Origin of the sequence: Vibrio sp. Vb1026, assembly GCF_033338745.1 — a bacterium.
GTDB classification, from domain to species: Bacteria; Pseudomonadota; Gammaproteobacteria; order Enterobacterales; family Vibrionaceae; genus Vibrio; species Vibrio alginolyticus.
Window position 1 is genome coordinate 221829 of sequence record NZ_JAWOTH010000002.1, and the last position, 17661, is coordinate 239489.

16 protein-coding genes are annotated in these 17661 nt (G+C 44.5%); 8 read left to right on the forward strand and 8 right to left on the reverse strand.

Annotated elements, in window-relative coordinates:
• Positions 1-32 precede the first annotated feature (32 nt).
• Both vmeZ and vmeY read right to left on the reverse strand, forming a co-directional pair.
• Entirely contained in the window at positions 33-3185 is a 3153-nt protein-coding gene (vmeZ, locus tag R7E47_RS04845; RefSeq protein ID WP_086047498.1) for a multidrug efflux RND transporter permease subunit VmeZ, read from the reverse strand.
• 8 nt (positions 3186-3193) lie between these two features.
• Positions 3194-4321, reverse strand: a complete 1128-nt coding sequence (vmeY, locus tag R7E47_RS04850; protein WP_017635193.1) for a multidrug efflux RND transporter periplasmic adaptor subunit VmeY — start codon at positions 4319-4321, stop codon at positions 3194-3196.
• Positions 4322-4740: 419 nt separating this feature from the next.
• Here vmeY and R7E47_RS04855 point away from each other — a divergent pair, with 419 nt between their 5' ends.
• Positions 4741-5205 carry a dCMP deaminase family protein gene (locus R7E47_RS04855; RefSeq protein WP_005373515.1) on the forward strand — a complete coding sequence of 155 codons (465 nt, stop codon included), beginning with the start codon at positions 4741-4743 and terminating at the stop codon, positions 5203-5205.
• A gap of 82 nt (positions 5206-5287) precedes the next feature.
• Here the strand turns inward: R7E47_RS04855 and pepT are convergent, their stop codons facing one another.
• A complete protein-coding gene (gene pepT, locus R7E47_RS04860; RefSeq protein WP_053304524.1) occupies positions 5288-6517 on the reverse strand; it encodes a peptidase T in 1230 nt (409 codons plus the stop codon).
• Positions 6518-6687: 170 nt separating this feature from the next.
• Positions 6688-7551, reverse strand: coding sequence for a DUF6279 family lipoprotein (locus R7E47_RS04865; protein WP_005389049.1), 864 nt, complete (start codon positions 7549-7551; stop codon positions 6688-6690).
• 261 nt (positions 7552-7812) lie between these two features.
• Between R7E47_RS04865 and R7E47_RS04870 the strand changes: the two genes are divergently transcribed.
• Complete coding sequence (locus tag R7E47_RS04870) at positions 7813-7986, forward strand: hypothetical protein (protein WP_005373524.1); 174 nt, start codon at positions 7813-7815, stop codon at positions 7984-7986.
• Positions 7987-8076: 90 nt separating this feature from the next.
• Here the strand turns inward: R7E47_RS04870 and R7E47_RS04875 are convergent, their stop codons facing one another.
• Together R7E47_RS04875 and narQ are read right to left on the reverse strand one after the other, a co-directional pair.
• Complete coding sequence (locus R7E47_RS04875; protein ID WP_031777156.1) at positions 8077-8691, reverse strand: response regulator; 615 nt, start codon at positions 8689-8691, stop codon at positions 8077-8079.
• Between the two features lie 4 nt (positions 8692-8695).
• Positions 8696-10432 carry a nitrate/nitrite two-component system sensor histidine kinase NarQ gene (narQ, locus tag R7E47_RS04880; protein WP_042522694.1) on the reverse strand — a complete coding sequence of 579 codons (1737 nt, stop codon included), beginning with the start codon at positions 10430-10432 and terminating at the stop codon, positions 8696-8698.
• Positions 10433-10679: 247 nt separating this feature from the next.
• Here narQ and napF point away from each other — a divergent pair, with 247 nt between their 5' ends.
• From napF to R7E47_RS04910, 6 genes are all read left to right on the forward strand, one after another.
• Entirely contained in the window at positions 10680-11165 is a 486-nt protein-coding gene (gene napF, locus R7E47_RS04885) for a ferredoxin-type protein NapF (RefSeq protein WP_005373529.1), read from the forward strand.
• A gap of 47 nt (positions 11166-11212) precedes the next feature.
• Positions 11213-11521: a chaperone NapD gene (locus tag R7E47_RS04890; protein WP_005373535.1), complete on the forward strand. Its 309-nt coding sequence runs from the start codon at positions 11213-11215 to the stop codon at positions 11519-11521.
• Positions 11518-14007: a periplasmic nitrate reductase subunit alpha gene (napA, locus tag R7E47_RS04895; RefSeq protein WP_318083897.1), complete on the forward strand. Its 2490-nt coding sequence runs from the start codon at positions 11518-11520 to the stop codon at positions 14005-14007. Before R7E47_RS04890 ends, napA begins: the two co-directional genes overlap by 4 nt.
• Positions 14008-14085: 78 nt before the next feature.
• Positions 14086-14541, forward strand: a complete 456-nt coding sequence (locus tag R7E47_RS04900; protein WP_005389061.1) for a nitrate reductase cytochrome c-type subunit — start codon at positions 14086-14088, stop codon at positions 14539-14541.
• Positions 14542-14569: 28 nt separating this feature from the next.
• Positions 14570-15148: a NapC/NirT family cytochrome c gene (locus R7E47_RS04905; RefSeq protein WP_005373542.1), complete on the forward strand. Its 579-nt coding sequence runs from the start codon at positions 14570-14572 to the stop codon at positions 15146-15148.
• 11 nt (positions 15149-15159) lie between these two features.
• A complete protein-coding gene (locus R7E47_RS04910) occupies positions 15160-15294 on the forward strand; it encodes a TIGR02808 family protein (protein WP_005373546.1) in 135 nt (44 codons plus the stop codon).
• A gap of 177 nt (positions 15295-15471) precedes the next feature.
• On the opposite strand, the gene phaC is transcribed toward R7E47_RS04910, so the two are convergent.
• Together phaC and R7E47_RS04920 are read right to left on the reverse strand one after the other, a co-directional pair.
• The gene (phaC, locus tag R7E47_RS04915) at positions 15472-17247 is read right to left on the reverse strand and encodes a class I poly(R)-hydroxyalkanoic acid synthase (RefSeq protein ID WP_017819891.1); all 1776 of its coding nucleotides are present in this window, start codon (positions 17245-17247) and stop codon (positions 15472-15474) included.
• Positions 17248-17313: 66 nt separating this feature from the next.
• Positions 17314-17661: a phasin family protein gene (locus R7E47_RS04920; protein ID WP_005373550.1), complete on the reverse strand. Its 348-nt coding sequence runs from the start codon at positions 17659-17661 to the stop codon at positions 17314-17316.

Here is a 17661-nt window from a genome sequence, read left to right on the forward strand (position 1 = left end):
CACTTCGTGCTTACTGCGCACTTCGGATGTGATTATTCATCATCAAGAGGAACCAGCTTGGTGTTGCCGCCATGAACTTTCTCACGCTGTCTTTGCACCAGGGCGTAGAAGCCTGGGATCAAGAATGTACCTGCTAGAAGCACACACAATAGACCACCAATCAGCGACACGCCGAGTGAGTTTTGACTCACGTGCCCCGCACCAGCGGCAAAGATAAGCGGGAAGATACCCAGGATAAATGACCAAGATGTCATATTCACAGCGCGGAAACGTAACGTGCCTCCTTTAACCGCTGCACTATCGATATCAGCATTTTTTTCTTCACGCTCTTGCTTGGCGAACTCCACAATCAAAATTGCGTTTTTCGCCGCCAAGGCTATGAGCAAGACAAGACCAATTTGGGCATACAAGTTAAGCGGCGTGCCAGTTAGATTCAACGCAAGGAAGGAACCTAACGTTGCTACTGGGACCACCAAAATAATAGCCAGTGGAATACTCCAACTCTCATACTGAGCCACCATAAACAAGTAAATGAAGATCAAAGCCAGCGCAAACGCATAAATGGCTTGGTTGCCCGCAAGCACTTCCTGATAAGCCATACCTGTCCATTCATACGTGTACCCTTGCGGAAGAACTTCAGCAGCAACGCGTTCCATTGCTGCAATCGCATCACCACTAGAGTAACCCGGAGCTGGTTGGCCTTGAATGATAGCACTGCGGTACATGTTGTAACGCCACGCCACATCAGGCTCAAACACTTGCTCGTAGCTCACTAGCGTACTTAACGGGACCATATCACCGTTCGAAGAACGAACATGGAAACGCTCTAGATCTTCCATGCTGCTACGGTGCTGGCTATCAGCTTGCATGGTTACGCGGAAGTTCTTACCAAACATGGTGAAGTCATTCACATAAAGCGAACCTAAGTTGCCTTGCAAGGTTTGGAAAATAGACGACAGCGAAATACCTAATTGCTGCGCTTTCTCACGATCGATATCAACGTAGTAGTGCGGAACATTCGCGCGGAACGTGCTAAACGTGTAGGCAATTTCAGGCGCTTGGTTAGCCGCTTGGATCATTTCTCCCATGACCATCGACAAGTCGGTACGACTTCGCCCTAGCGTGTCTTCAAGCACAAACTCAAAACCAGACGCAGCGCCCATACCTGGAACCGCCGGTGGTCCCATCGCAAAAACAACCGCTTGAGGTAACTCTGTCGCCGCTCGCCCGTTAATACGTGCCGCGATAGCATTAGCAGAGTGCTCTCCTTGCAGCGAGTTACGAGTATCCCAGTCATGCAATTTGATAAATACAGAAGCACCGTTTGATGCTGCTGCGCCTGTCATAAACGAGTAACCGTTCGCAACCGTCACACCATCCACACCAGGCTCTTCACCGATCATTTTCATTAAATCATTGGTGACTTCTTCAGTACGTGATAAAGAGGCTGAATCTGGTAGCTGTACGTTAACCAGCAAAATGCCTTTATCTTCTTGAGGAACAAACGCTGTAGAGGTGGTTTTCGCAAAGAAAGTGACCGCTGCGATAGCAACTATAAAGAACGTCACGAGCAGTAAAGACTTCTTCACCAAGAAACCAGCGATCTGGCCATAACGCGTAGTGATGCGCTCTAAGCCTCTGTTGAAAGCCTGGAACCAGTTAGCGGTATTGCCCCCACCCTGCTTCAATACCAGAGAACAAAGTGCTGGAGACAGCGTCAATGCATTGATGGATGAAATCACAACCGAAATACAGATGGTCAAAGCGAACTGGCGATACATGATACCGGTGATACCTGGCAGCATGGCGACGGGTATGAATACCGCAAGTAGAACCAAGGTCGACGTGATGATTGGTCCCGTTACTTCTTTCATCGCTAGCAACGTCGCTTTACGCGGTGAAATGCTTGGGTCTTTCGCCATGGTAGTATCGACGTTTTCGATAACCAGAATCGCATCGTCCACCACGATACCAATCGCAAGGATCAAGCCAAACAAAGTAACCGTATTAATGGTGAAGCCCGTTGCCTGCATGATGGCAAACGTACCAATCAGAGAAACGGGGATCGCGACAACAGGAATCAACGTTGCACGCGCACTACCCAAGAACAAGTAAGTTACAGCAATCACCAATAGAATCGCTTCAATCAGTGTTTTTACTACCCCTTTGATCGATTCAGATACGAACACGGTTGTATCGTAGCTGGTCTCGTATTCCATTCCCTCTGGGAAGTTTTTGCTCAAGCCTTCAAGGAGCTCCATGACGGCCTGACCACTTTCTAACGCATTCGCATCCGATTGAAGAGACAACGCAACGATTGACGCGTCCTGGCCACGGAACTTACCGTTACCATCGTAGAACTTTTTGCCTAGTTCAACGCGAGCAACATCTTTCAGATAAACCGTAGAGCCATTGGGATTAGCTCGAAGGACTACGTTCTCAAACTCACTCACGCTTTCCAAGCGACCTTTGGTCACAAGGTTAAACTGAACTTCTTGCGGATTGTTGTATGGTGCTGCACCTACACGCCCTGCCGCAACTTGAACGTTCTGTTCAGCCAAAGCGGCGTATACGTCTGACGTGGTTAGCTTAAGGTTGGCCATTTTTTCAGGATCTAACCAAACACGCATTGCGTATTCGCCACCACCAATCACGTTAACTTCACTGATACCTTTCGCACGAGCCAACTGATCTTTTACATTCAAGTTAATGTAGTTAATCAAGAACTGATCATCGTATTTGCCATCAGGTGAATAGAAGTTAAGTACCATCAGCAAGTCAGGTGAACGCTTTTTCACCGTCACACCAACCATGCGAACTTCTTGAGGAAGTTTTGACTCAATCTGTGACACGCGGTTTTGCACGTTAACTTGCGCCATATCTGGATCGGTGCCAACATCGAACGTGACGTTTAGGCTGTAAGAGCCATCGTTCGCGCTCTTTGAAGACATGTATATCATATCCTCAACGCCGTTGACTGAGGTCTCTATGGGGTCCGCAATGGCCTGCTCGACAACTTCCGCACTCGCGCCAGTGTAGTAAGCCGAAACGCTTACTGATGGCGGGCTTATCTGTGGGTACTCAGCCACTGGCAAAATCGCCAGTGAGATCGCGCCGGCTAGCGTTAATATGATCGAAATAACCAGCGCGAATTTAGGTCTCTGAATAAAGAAACGACTTAACATAGTGCCCCCTACTGCTTATCTTCAGCAGGTGCTTGAAGGCGCACTTCTACACCATTACGCACACGTTGTAGGCCTTGTGTAATAACCGTATCTTCCTGATCGAGCCCTTCTCGAATGATAATGCCTTGTTCAACCTGAGGGCCAAGCTCGACGTTACGACGCTCTGCCACACTTCCCTCAGCCATCACCATCACAAAGTCACCTTCTAAGTCAGTCTGTACGGCACGTCGTGGGATAACAATAACGTCTTTCGTGTTCTTATCTCTCAAGTTCACTTTGATGTGTTGACCCGGAAGTAACTTCTGCTCTGGGTTTGGCACTAGCGCGCGCATAGCAATCGTACCCGTTTTGGTGTCAATACGATTACCTAAGAAATCAAGCTTACCAAGATGCTCAAAAAACTGTCCATTTTCCAGTTCAAGCTGAACTTCAACGCGGTTTGATTCAGCCGAGCCATCACCTTTTACTTGATCCATACCCATAGCTAAACGCTCACGCTCACTCACACTAAATGAGGTATGAACTGGATCTAAACTCACCAGAGTTGTCAGCACGCCAGATGATGGAGAAACCAGATCACCCGTACTCACTTTGGTATCACTAATACGTCCGCTAAAAGGTGCTCGGATTTGAGTATAGGAAAGGTTAACTTCAGCAAGTTTAAGTTGAGCATTTGCCGCTTCTAGCTCTGCTCTCGCACCAAGAAGTGCCGCAGTTAAAGCATCAAACTCAGATTGAGAGATACTACCGCGAGGCAACAAGTTTTTACCTCGAGTATGATCTAATTCGGCTTTTTTTAGCGCCGCTTTAGCTTGTGCAAGTGCGGCTTTAGCACTCGCGACTTGGGCTTCAAAAGAAGATGGCTCGATAGAGTAAAGGAGCTGCCCTTTTTCTACCATTTGCCCCTCTTCAAAGTGACGAGCTTTTAAGTAGCCAGAAATCTGCGCGGTAATATTGGTATCTTCTACTGCTTCAATGCGACCGATATAAGACTTGCTCGGTTGGTAGTCGATAACCGTGACATCCTGAGTCACTACGAGAGGCGCTTGACCTTTCGTTTGGGCATTATTAGCTTCCCCGCATCCAGCGAGGATTGCTGTAGCCGCCATTAGTGCGACAAGTGGTTTCTTTTGCATGTATTTACCGTCTTTATAGAACAGGATATTGTTGAATTCCTATCAACCTTACTCCTTGCTGCCACTGAAAACTTCACTGAAAAGCGCCCAAGGTGTTTCTAAATGTAAACATGAGAAACAAAAGGAAAATAAAGTAATTTAGTTAACAGTGGTATTCAATGAGCAATATACATACAACTCAATCATAACTATTTAATATACGCCTTAGGAGATCGCGAGTTTTAATTTGAGTTTGGAAACACTAACGGGAGTATTGTATTCGGGCGTAAAGTGAGATTCAGTGCTCAAGATAAGAACGTTTTATGGCTAAAAAGGTAAAAAGTGACGCCTTCATACTCAAGACCCCGATTTTGACTATTTTTTTAATATAAATGGGTTATCATTCAATTAATTCAACGCCTTCGACAGAGAGGATGACTATGATTTCTAAATGGGCGAAACGCTTTTACCAGATGGCAGAACTAGTGGCATCTTGGAGTAAGGACCCATCAACACAAGTCGGTGCCGTTATTACTAAACAGAATCGCATTGTATCTGTTGGATTTAATGGCTATCCGCATGGTGTTTCTGACAGTGTCGACACCGATGAGCGCGAGTTGAAATACCTTAAAACACTGCACGCGGAAGAGAACGCAATTTTGTTCTCAAAACGTGACTTAGACGGATGTGATATTTGGGTAACGCATTTTCCTTGCCCTAACTGCGCGGCAAAGATCATTCAAACAGGGATCTCACACGTACACTGCCCTGAGCAGTCTGAAGACTTTTTATCTCGCTGGGGAGATAAAATCCAAGTCAGTCAAGATATGTTCGATCAAGCGGGTGTGAAAGTCGACTGGTTACCACTAGAAGACATTGAAATTGAAGACAAAGACGTGCGCTAGTATTCCATCTTAATATTTAAATAGCCCAGGAAGATCTGGGCTATTTTGTTATTAAATCTGCAAGAGGTCTCGACGTAGTCTTTTAACTGTGTTTTTTCGCTGTAAGCTCAGCAATTTTGACGATAACGAGTACTGATTTTTCCATCATTTCAACAGAAATAAACTCATGAATTCCGTGGAAGTTAAAACCGCCGGTGAAGATATTCGGGCACGGCAAACCCATAAAAGATAAACGAGCACCATCTGTACCACCACGAATAGGTTTTATAATCGGTTCCACATCACACGCTTCCATCGCTTGCTTTGCCAGCTCAATGATATGAGGGTAAGGCTCAACCATTTCTCTCATATTGTAATAGCTGTCTTTTATTTTTAGCTCTACAGAACCATGGCGTAAACCCGTGTTCATTTCATCGACGAGTTTCTGCATAAAGGCTTTTCGATCCTCAAGTCTTTGACGGTCAAAGTCTCTAATAATGTAACCTAGCTCGCTTCGTGCAACGCCCATTTCTGCCGATTTTAGATGGAAGAACCCTTCGTAACCTTCGGTTGTTTCCGGAGTTTGATCTTGGGGCATTTGAACTTGAAATTTCGCAGCCAAGTTCATCGCATTGACCATTTTGCCTTTTGCAGTACCTGGATGAACGCTAACACCATGAAAAATTACATCAGCGTTTGCTGCATTAAAGTTTTCGTATTCCAACTCACCTTGCGGGCCACCATCTATAGTGTATGCCCATTTCGCGCCAAATTTTTTAACGTCAAACAAATCTGCACCACGACCGATTTCTTCATCCGGAGTAAAGCCGATACAAATGTCGCCGTGTGGAATGTCTGGGTTTTCCAGTAGCAGAGCTACCGCGGAAAGAATCTCTGCGATACCGGCTTTGTTATCCGCGCCAAGTAATGTAGTGCCATCGGTAGTAATAAGATTGTGGCCATGTAGGTGATGTAAATCGGGGTATTGCACGGGAGATAACACTTCATCCCCCAACCCTAATGCAATATCGCCACCTTGGTAATCTTCGATGAATTGCGGCTTTACGTTTTTGCCAGATGCATCCGGCGCGGTATCCATATGGGCAATGAAGCCGATAGGAGGAACCTCATAGTCAATATTGGCTGGCAGTTTAGCCATCAAATAGCCATTTTTATCCAAAGTCACGTCACTTAAACCAAGCTCGATCATCTCTTTTTTAAGTAACTCAGCAAACACAAGCTGACCAGGTGAACTTGGGCAAAGCGTCACATGTGGATTGGATTGGGTATCAAACGTGACGTATCGAAGAAATCTTTCAACTAAATGTTTCATATTTATTCTCATTGTTTTGTACGATGAGGCCTTATCACGCATTGATAAGCTGACGTTGCCTCATCAAACCTCACGCTATGTTACGCTCTTAGTTCAATAAGAATTTGCTTTGAATCATTTTTTGATAAGAAAGGCTTTTGCGCTTTGCTTTCGCTCATTGAAGCATGAATTTAATCTAAAAGTTCCTCTGCCAGTACTCGCCACTCTTTAACCTTTTCACGAAAATGACGCCATTGCTTATCGGTCATCGAACGAGAAACATCTAATGTCAGTTGATCAACCAATGCAAAGTTAGAGTCAATATTCAGAGAAAGCTGCTCACTATAATAACTCTCTGGCTCGAACAAGAGTCGCATAAATATATCTTGATAAGTCACAACATTAGATTTGTTGTCGAACAAGTATTCGAGCTCTTGATATACCGTGGCTCGATAATCTCTCCATAAAGGGCTGTTTAAAATAACTTGCTGAGAAAATCTTTGAGCTAATTGACGCTGATTTCCTGATAGATTCCCTAGCCATTCTTCCATCCACTCTTCAGTGTTATCCAGAATAATTTCACGCACTTCGTCTTCTGTCTTATCGGCATATTTTGCGTTTCGCTCTTGATAATGTTCTTGTACATTACTCAAAAACTCGCGTTCTTGCTCTTTCGTTAATTGCAAACTTAACGCAAAAAGATCTGGTGCTGCTTTGCTTACCACTCTATCGTAATGCGCTCGCATTCTATCTCGATTTTGTTGTAAGTAATTTAAGGTGATATCGCTCGCTTTTAATCTCTCAAGGTCTTTTAAATGTTCGATATATAATGGTAACTCCTCTTTCTTGTGCCAGTCTGCCAACAATAATAAGCGCTCTTCCACTAGGACTTCTTGTTCCCCTTGCAACGAGACATAGTCCTCTAAGTAATCGAGCACGAACCAATCGATATTGCTGTATAAAAACTTTTTCGCACAACCGGCAAGCAGAAATACGAAACAAAATAGAAGGCCATAACGAAGCGCCTTATTAGATACATCCTTTAATTTAGTCACTTATTCGTATTCCCTTTTCTGTTGATTAAGTTCTATACTCAACCTGTATCACTTAGTATTGCGGCAAACTTACACCAGTGTGACAAATATTGATTGCCACCTTAATAATATATAGAGTTTGAAATTAACTTTTTGATCACAGCTATCCGCAAAAAAGTGAGTTAGAGCGCAATTATCGGCTAAAAAACGTACCGAACGACGCTCCCTATAACGGCATATAATTTGCATGGATGTTTTTTGGATGGTTTATGGAGGCGAAGTATGGCAGCCGCTGAGCAACTTGATACCAGTGTAGAATATGAGATTCGATATTTTGAACAGGGGAAAATGCACTGCATGAGAGTCATTGCTGAAAGCAAAAAAGTGGCTTATCAGTACTATTTGGAGTGTGGTAAGCACAACAGTGACTTGTACTCTATTCGCCCAGACAAGTAAAAAAACCGCCTAAAAGGCGGTTTTTTTATTCGTCAGAATCCATATAACTATTTGATTTTATTTATTATTATAGATTAAAATCCAACAATGTTATTTGATGTCGCCAAAGCGCTCAAGATAAAGGACGGTTGCTGCAGTACGAGAAGGAACTTGAAGCTTTTTAAGTAAACTCTTCATATGTACTTTAACCGTAGACTCAGAGATAAAAAGACGATCGGCAATTTGCTTGTTGCGGAAACCTCTTGCCACCTCTCTTAAGATCTGCGATTCACGATCGGTCAGTGTATCAAACACGTCCTCTTGCTCTGAACGTTCACTCAAATACTTAGAAACTTCTTGGCTGTATGCCTTGTCCCCTTGGTGCGCTTGTTTTAGCAACTCAACCAACTCATCAGGCTCAGTGTCTTTCAATAAATAGCCATCGGCACCACTTCGAACTATTGCTTCTATATCTGCTGGGCTATCTGAAACGGTTAGAATGACAATTCTGGCTTCACAGCCATCTGCACGCAGTGCTTGCAAAGTATCAAGGCCAGACATGCCTTTCATATTAAGATCAAGAAGTACAAGATCCAGTTCTAGCTCATGCGCTTTCGCTACTGCATCCGCGCCATTACTTGCTTCTGCAATGACCTCAAACTCAGGCTCAAAGCTTAAAAGCTGGTGGATACCTCTTCGCATGAGTGGATGATCATCCACCAGCATTACTTTACACACTGTCACTGTTTACTTCCTTACTATGTTGGAATTCTAATTTTACGGTACAACCTTTGTTTATCGATGCTTCGATGTGCAGATCGGCATGCAGTCTAGCGGCCCGCTCTTGCATGATACTCATACCGTAATGATTTAATTTTTCGTCTTGATGTTCAAAGCCTATTCCATCGTCGCTAACGGTTACTGTGACTTTTCCATCATTATCGAGACATTGAATGTGAATATTATCTGCTTGCGCATGTTTGATTGCATTAATTGCCGCTTCTCTTATCAACTGTAGTAAATGAACCTGCTGATGTGCATCCAGTTCAGTTGATGAAAGTCTATTTTTTAGCGTAATGTCCGCAGCAGTTTGTTCACTGAGCGTTTCAACCATGTCTTGCAATGCTTGGCCAAAACTGCCCTCTTTAATCGTAAGACGAAACGTCGTCAGTAACTCGCGTAACTGCGTATACGCGGCAGATAAGCCCGTATCTAGCTCAGCAATAACTTGATTAGCCTGCGCGATCGCCTTTTCGTCAGGCAAGTTCTTTACGCTTCTCTTTAACAAAGCGACCTGAATTTTTAAGTAAGAGAGTGCTTGAGCCAATGAATCATGCAACTCCCGAGCAATAGTGGCTCGCTCTTCCATCAGCAGAATTTGTTCTGCTTGGCGCTGCGCCCGATTGTAATACACGGCGCGTGATAAAATCTGCACGAAGTTGTCAATAAGAGCCTCGTTCGGACAAGGTAACCCTGCTTTCCAATATAAATAGCCCAAGTGCTCATCATCTAGCATCAGGGCTTTACCGTGGCAATCTTCATCACAATCTTGGCAGCATTCTTCTCCTTCCATCAATATCCAGCTCGGTTCTCCTAGCTGCTCGATTTCAAGTTTGACCGCTTTAATGCCCTCAAGACTGACGATATGCTGCAAAATCGCCTGGAAATTGTCTTGATTAATACGCGACGCCGTGAGTTCTTTTGACGAGTCGTACAGCACTTCTAAAGACTGGTTGGCATGCTGCAATTTACGTGTTTTCTCATCAACCGCTTGTTCTAATCCTCGGTACAACTTACCAAGGTCTGTCGCCATCCGGTTAAAGGTTCGAGTCAGTATTCCCATTTCATTATCGCTGGATACATTGAGCGATATATTGAATGAGCGATTTTTAATTTGCTCGCTAGCAAAAACTAAGGCACGCAGAGGCCGAACAACTTCGAGGCGCACAAAATGAACGACAAACATACTGACACAAAGAATGCCACCCAACCCTAACCCGCCGATCCAGGCTAAGTTAATCAGTTTTTGCTCCGAAAAGCTTTGTAGCTTAAATACAAACTCATCGATTTGTTCAACAAAACCGGCCACTAGGAGTTGATATTCTGCCGGGTTGTCTCCTCTAAGCACCGCCTTGAGTTCATGCCATCTGATAATAAGACGGTAGTAATCGTGAGTGATGTCTTCTGGCACAGACCAATGCTGAAGCGCTTTCATTGAAGGTGAATATATCGAATGTTCAAATGCGTCAATATGTGAAGAATAGTCAACAGATTTAACCTGAATATCATTCGCCAGACGGTAGCTTTGCATTCGCATCGAGCCAGCAACATTGACGGCTTCAGCATCGTTCAAACTGGACGCTAACGTAAAAATCGCAAAACCAGTCGTAGCGACTGAGAGCAGCAAAATAAGAAGCATCGCGGACGCAATCGTGCGCGTCACCGACTTTTTCACATTTTTAAACAATCTGAGTTCCTCGCCCATTAACAATCCTATTTTTACGTGCAATGAACCCATTACCTTTCAACTTTATCAATATGTGATCACCTGCGACGGAATTTATTGATCCAAAACAATATTGCATACCATTTACCCCCTAAGAGGTATTTATACAAATATGTCAAAAACTACAATTTCGTTAGTTTAAATGACAGTTTATTAATGAAAATTGTGGACTATGCTTAGTTTGGGTTCCAAGTTTCGAGGTGACTAAGTGGTAGACCTTTCCAGAAGAAGACTCTTTGCAAGAAAAGCGCACCCCGACAACGCCGTACGTTTGCCTTGGTTAACTAAACCGCAACAGTTTACGGACGATTGCACTCGCTGCGGTAAATGCATTGAGGCCTGTGAAACAAAGATTATAACCAAAAGTGATGGCGGATTCCCCTCGGTCGATTTTTCCATCGATGAATGCACATTTTGCTATCAATGTGCAAACGCCTGTCCTGAGCCCCTTTTCTTGCCAGAAACAGAACAACCTTGGCAAGCAAAAGCAAGTATCAACGATAACTGCTTAGCAAAACAAAATGTCGAATGCCGAAGCTGTGGGGATATGTGCGACCCGATGGCAATTCAGTTCAAATTAGAACTGGGGAAAGTAGCACAACCCAATTTAGACCTTGATGAGTGTAACGGCTGCGGCGCCTGTGTTTCAGTGTGCCCGACTTCATCCATCAATGTGAGCAATACAACAGCCTAAGCCGAATGTCGTCGGCCAAAGGCAATAAAAATAAATGAGAGAGCTATATGTCACTAAATGAAGTGCATATTTCAAGTTTGGTAGTACATGTGCTGCCGGAACATTTGGACGAAATCAAACAAAAGATAGAAGCACACGAAAATGCGGAAATCTATGGTGACAGTCCTGAAGGCAAGATTATCGTCGTACTTGAAACTGAGAACCAAGGTTTCATCACAGACACTATCGATGCCATTAACAATTTACCGAACGTCTTAAGCACGGTATTGGTTTATCACCAAATCGAAACTGGGCTTGAAGAAACGGATGAAGAAGACACTGGAACACAACATTCCCAAATCGAGGGTGAAGTATGAAAATGACAAGACGTGCGTTTGTGAAAGCAAACGCGGCTGCATCAGCTGCTGCTGTCGCAGGTGTGACACTACCAGCATCTGCAGCCAACCTGATTGCAAGCTCTGATCAAACCAAAATCACATGGGACAAAGCACCTTGTCGTTTCTGTGGTACAGGCTGTTCTGTTCTTGTTGGCACTCAAAACGGCAAAGTGGTAGCAACACAGGGTGACCCAGAAGCACCAGTAAACAAAGGCCTGAACTGTATCAAAGGTTACTTCCTTTCTAAGATCATGTACGGTCAAGACCGTCTAACTCAACCGATGCTACGAATGAAAGATGGCAAATTCCACAAAGATGGTGAATTTACACCTATCTCTTGGGATGACGCTTTCGACATCATGGCTGAGAAATGGAAAGCTTCCCTCGAGAAAAAGGGCCCAACAAGCATAGGTATGTTTGGCTCAGGCCAATGGACAGTAATGGAAGGCTACGCTGCATCAAAGTTAATGAAAGCAGGCTTCCGATCAAACAACATTGATCCAAACGCTCGTCACTGTATGGCTTCTGCCGTTGTAGGTTTCATGCGCGCATTCGGTATCGATGAGCCAATGGGTTGTTACGATGACTTCGAGAACGCAGACGCTTTCGTTCTTTGGGGCTCAAACATGGCAGAGATGCACCCGGTTCTATGGACTCGCATTACTGACCGCCGCCTAAGTCACTCTCATGTTAAAGTGAACGTGCTTTCTACTTACTACCATCGTTCATTTGAGTTGGCAGACCACGGCTACATTTTCAATCCACAGTCTGACCTTGCAATTGCTAACTTCATCGCAAACTACATCATCGAAAACGATGCAGTAAACTGGGACTTCGTGAACAAACACACGAACTTCACTCAAGCAGACACTGACATCGGCTACGGTCTACGTGACGATGATCCGCTACAAAAAGCAGCGAAGAACCCGAACTCTGGCAAACTCACTTCTATCTCATTCGAAGAGTACAAGAAATCAGTAGCGCCATACACAGTAGAGAAAGCATCTGAAATCTCTGGTGTTGAGAAAGAGAAGCTTATCGAGCTTGCGAAGCAATACGCGGATCCAAACACGAAAGTGATGTCTCTATGGACGATGGGTATGAACCAGCATACTCGTGGTGTATGGATGAATAACTTGGTTTACAACATCCACCTACTAACCGGTAAGATCTCGACTCCGGGGAACAGCCCATTCTCACTAACGGGCCAACCATCAGCATGTGGTACCGCTCGTGAGGTTGGTACGTTTGCTCACCGCCTACCAGCGGACATGGTGGTTGCTAACCCTAAACACCGTAAGATTGCAGAAGACATCTGGAAACTACCAGAAGGTACGATTCCACCAAAACCTGGCTTCCACGCCGTATTGCAAGACCGTATGCTGAATGACGGCGTTCTGAACTGTTACTGGGTTCAATGTAACAACAACATGCAAGCCGGTCCAAACATCAACACAGAACGTCTTCCAGGTTACCGAAACCCAGAAAACTTCATCGTTGTGTCTGATCCATACCCGACAGCAACAGCACAAGCAGCAGACCTTATTCTTCCTACCGCAATGTGGATTGAAAAAGAAGGTGCTTACGGTAACGCAGAGCGTCGTACCCAAGCTTGGTACCAACAAGTGGGCACAGTCGGTCAAGCAAAATCGGACCTTTGGCAACTAATGGAGTTCTCGAAACGCTTCAAAATGGAAGAAGTATGGCCTGAAGAGCTTCTAGCGAAAGCGCCTCAATACCGTGGTAAAACAATGTACGACGTACTTTACCGCAATGGTAACGTCGACAAATTCCCTATCGAAGAAGCTCGTGAACTGAATGACGATGCTCACCACTTCGGTTTCTATGTTCAAAAAGGTCTGTTTGAGGAATACGCAACATTTGGCCGTGGTCACGGGCATGATTTGGCTCCATACGACCGCTACCACCAAGTACGTGGTCTACGTTGGCCTGTTGTTGATGGTAAGGAAACACAGTGGCGCTTTAAAGAAGGTTCAGACCCATACGCGAAAGAAGGCTCTGGTTGGGACTTCTACGGCAATGCTGACGGCAAAGCGAAGATCATTTCCGCGCCATACGAAGCGCCACCAGAAGTACCGAACGATGAATTTGATATGTGGTTATGTACTGGTCGTGTTCTTGAACATTGGCACACAGGCACCATGACTCGTCGTGTACCTGAATTATACAAAGCAGTACCAGACGCAGTGTGTTACATGCACCCAGAAGACGCAAAAGCACGCAATGTTCGTCGTGGTGAAGAAGTACTCATGGCAAACAAACGCGGTGAAGTACGCGTTCGTGTTGAAACTCGCGGTCGTAACCGTCCGCCAAAAGGTTTGGTATTCGTACCGTTCTTTGATGCACGTATTTTGATTAACAAGCTTATCCTAGATGCGACTGATCCACTGTCTAAACAGACAGACTTTAAGAAGTGCCCAGTCAAAATCACTAAGATTGCTTAACCTTCAGATACTGAATGCTACGGCCGTCATTATGGCGGCCTAATAAAGAATTTAAGCCATAAAGGCGGAGATGAAATGATGAAAAAATTACTTGTCGCAGTTTTATCTGTAGGTGCGTTAGTGACAGGCATTGCGCAAGCTGAGTTGGATAATCCAGGTGGTATTGGAGGTCTAGAATCTTTACGTGGAATGTCTCAATTGGAAGATACGCGTCCAGCAGACGAGTTCAAAGACTTCCCTAAAGATCAAATTGTTGAAGACAGCTATGTTTATCAACCACCGTTGATCCCACACAGCATTCGTCACTACGAAATTTCGTTAAATGCTAACAAGTGTCTTGCATGCCATAGCTGGAAAAATGCAAAAGAGTCAGGTGCGACTAAAATTAGCGTAACGCACTATGTAAACAGAGAAGATGCGGTACTGGCAGATATGTCTCCTCGTCGTTACTTCTGTTTGCAATGTCACGTTCCACAAACGGATGCAAAACCACTAGTGGAAAACGAGTTTAAGGCAGTCGATTCGCTTCAGTAATTGAAACGCGAGTACTAAGAGGTTACTTATGAAAATACTTAAAGCGTTTTGGAAGAGACTGTCGAGCCCGAGTAAAGCTGCCGCTGGTGTGGTTTTATTTCTAGGCTTCGCTGGTGGCCTTCTATTTTGGGGCGCATTCAACACAGGTATGGAAGCAACCAACACAGAAGAATTCTGTTCTGGCTGTCACGCGCCGATCGTTGCTGAAATTCAAGAAACAATTCACTACTCCAACCGTTCTGGTGTTCGTGCGATTTGTTCAGACTGTCACGTTCCTCATGAATGGACGGATAAGATCGTTCGTAAAGTACAGGCATCTAAAGAGCTATTTGCACACTTCGTAACGAAGACGATCGATACGCCAGAGAAGTTCCAAGAGCGTCGTGGACACCTCGCAGAGCGAGAGTGGGCACGTATGAAAAAGAATGACTCTCTTGAATGTCGTAACTGTCATGAGTTTGATTTCATGGATTACTCTCAGCAAGGATCACGTGCGGCAGAACAGCACTCCACCGCTCTAGCCTCAGGCGAGAAAACATGTGTAGACTGTCACAAAGGTATTGCGCACAAACTACCAGACATGAGCGGCGTTGAAGGCTGGCACTAAGGAGACTTACCATGAGTACATTAGAATCTGTAATTTGGCATATCCTTGGCTACAGTGCTATGCCAGTGATTATTCTTTCCGGCTTTGTGGCGGTAGCAGCAATCTCTCTCTGGCTGCTGTCATTTGGTAAGGATAAAGAGGTGTAACGTAACGCATCTCTACTCGTCAACTAGCCTATTTGTTGACACTGAGCGCCGAGCAAATGCTCGGCGCTTTTTATTTATTGCTCAATGGTACTGCCAACAATAAATAAATAAACAAGCAATCATACATAAAAAAAGCGACCATAAAGGCCGCTAAGATTTACTGGTATAGGGAGTTGTTTAAGATTCTTTTACTGGCAGAACCTGTTTGACGTATTGTCCTGGCGCTTCATCAATAACCGGATGGTTTTCTGAGCCAATAGGGAAAGGCTCAACTTGCTCTTTAGGGTTGAATTGGAGTAACCACTCGTTCCAGTGTGTCCACCACGATCCCTCTTTGTGTTCCGCGTTATTCAACCACTCATCAGCAGAGTCATCCAAATTATCGTTCAACCAATAACCATACTTATTTTTAGCTGGAGGGTTCACGATGCCCGCAATATGACCAGACTCACCGAGGACAAACGTTTTGTTACCACCCGTGTTCAGCGCACCACGGTAAGTTCCCTGCCATAACGCAATGTGGTCTTCTTTCGTTGACACAAAATAGCTAGGAATTTTGATCTTATTTAGATCAATCCATACTCCACCAATTTTGACGCCTTTATCTTGCACCAGCTTGTTCTCTAAATAGAGCTCGCGAAGCAAGAAATTATGAGACGCGGCGCTGACGTTGGTGCTGTCACTATTCCAGTACAACAAGTCAAAATCGACTGGGCTATTGCCTTTCAAGTAGTTGTCTACGTAGTAGTTCCAGTACAAGCTGTTTTCACGCAGTAAACTAAACGTCACGCTTAAGGAACGGCCGTCCATATACCCTTTTGCGTTATTTTGCGCTTCAATTGCACTAACAATGGTGTCATTGATATACGCGCCGACTTCACCTGGTTGAGAGAAGTCGAGCAACGTGGTGAAGAAAGTGGCAGACTTAATGCGCTTCTTCATACGTTTTGCAGCGTAGTACGCAACCGTGCTTGCTAAAACAGTACCACCAATACAATAACCAGCCGCATTGATTTGCTCTTGTCCTGTTATATCTTCAATTGCAGCGACGGCTTTCACCACGCCTTCTGTCACGTAGTCACCAAACTCTATGTGCGCTTGTGCCTTGCCTGGGTTACGCCAAGACATCATAAATACACTGTGCCCCTGCTCTAACAACCATCGAACCATTGAGTTCTTTGCTGTTAAATCAAGGATGTAGTATTTATTGATGAAAGGTGGGACGATGAGCAGCGGCGTCGCATTCACTTTCTCTGTTAGAGGTCGATATTGAATCAACTCAAACAATTCGTTTTGAAAAACCACATTGCCCTGTGTCGTCGCAACGTCATCTCCCACGCGGAATGCATTATTATTCGTCATACGAATTTTTAAAATGTCTGCGCTCGACTCAACGTCTTCTTTCAACTGCTCTAAGCCTGCCAGTAAGTTTTGACCGTTTTGCTCAAGTGTCAGCTTCAAAAGCTCTGGGTTAGTGGCGATGAAGTTGGAAGGAGAAAGGGCGTTAATGGCTTGGCGAGAGAAAAAAATAATACGTTCTTTCGTCTTTTCATCTAAGCCTTCCAAAGACTCGATGGTGTCCAGATAGGTCTTACTAAATAAAAGGTAGGATTGTTTGATGAAGCTATACATGGCTTCATTTTGCCACGCTTCGTTTGAGAAACGCTTATCCCCTTTTTCAGCTTCGACGATTTGTGCTTGGTTCCCTGCCAATGCAACATTCTGCCAAATTTGCAGCTGCTGCTCCCACCACTGTGCTTGCAGCTTTAAAATCGCAGCAGGCTGATTCGCAGCTTGTTCGAACAGTTTGGCAGTATCCTCAAAGTTCACTTCTTGCATGGCCTTGTTTAAAGGAGAGTTCACGACTGCCTTGTTCACTTCGAAATCATGCCACCACTGATGATTGGTTTCCTGAAGCTTCACAAGATAGTCCGAAAAGAAGTGTTGAAACATAGTCTTACTCCTATATTCGGAAAAAACAACGCCGCCCAAATCTAGGGGCGGCGAGAATCGGACAAATTACGCTGGAGTAACAGTCTTTAGATTTTCCGAAGTCATTTTCTCAACGTCTTCTTTGAACTCTTTTGCAATCGCTTGAAGCTTGTTGCTGTCATCCATCATTTGTTGAGAAAGTTTAGTAAGTACGCTTAGTTGCTGACTGTTGAAAGCAGTCAATGACGTTACGTCTTTGATTTCTGTCGCTGCTTTCATCTGGTTTAGACCCACTTCACTGTATGTGCGAATGGCGTTCAATTGAAGCTCGGTCAACACTTCTACGTTTTTTGTCACTAGCTTGTTGAACTTCAAGTAAGGTTCTAGATTTTTTTCAGTTTGATCGCTAAATGTTTTGAAGAAATCTGTGTACAT

Coding starts and splice junctions, on each gene's coding strand:
- vmeZ (WP_086047498.1), bottom strand. CDS start 3,185: ATGTTAAGTCGTTTCTTTATTCAGAGACCTAAATTCGCGCTGGTTATT.
- vmeY (WP_017635193.1), bottom strand. CDS start 4,321: ATGCAAAAGAAACCACTTGTCGCACTAATGGCGGCTACAGCAATCCTC.
- R7E47_RS04855 (WP_005373515.1), top strand. CDS start 4,741: ATGATTTCTAAATGGGCGAAACGCTTTTACCAGATGGCAGAACTAGTG.
- pepT (WP_053304524.1), bottom strand. CDS start 6,517: ATGAAACATTTAGTTGAAAGATTTCTTCGATACGTCACGTTTGATACC.
- R7E47_RS04870 (WP_005373524.1), top strand. CDS start 7,813: ATGGCAGCCGCTGAGCAACTTGATACCAGTGTAGAATATGAGATTCGA.
- R7E47_RS04875 (WP_031777156.1), bottom strand. CDS start 8,691: ATGCTGGTGGATGATCATCCACTCATGCGAAGAGGTATCCACCAGCTT.
- R7E47_RS04890 (WP_005373535.1), top strand. CDS start 11,213: ATGTCACTAAATGAAGTGCATATTTCAAGTTTGGTAGTACATGTGCTG.
- napA (WP_318083897.1), top strand. CDS start 11,518: ATGAAAATGACAAGACGTGCGTTTGTGAAAGCAAACGCGGCTGCATCA.
- R7E47_RS04900 (WP_005389061.1), top strand. CDS start 14,086: ATGAAAAAATTACTTGTCGCAGTTTTATCTGTAGGTGCGTTAGTGACA.
- R7E47_RS04905 (WP_005373542.1), top strand. CDS start 14,570: ATGAAAATACTTAAAGCGTTTTGGAAGAGACTGTCGAGCCCGAGTAAA.
- R7E47_RS04910 (WP_005373546.1), top strand. CDS start 15,160: ATGAGTACATTAGAATCTGTAATTTGGCATATCCTTGGCTACAGTGCT.
- phaC (WP_017819891.1), bottom strand. CDS start 17,247: ATGTTTCAACACTTCTTTTCGGACTATCTTGTGAAGCTTCAGGAAACC.
- R7E47_RS04920 (WP_005373550.1), bottom strand. CDS start 17,661: ATGTACACAGATTTCTTCAAAACATTTAGCGATCAAACTGAAAAAAAT.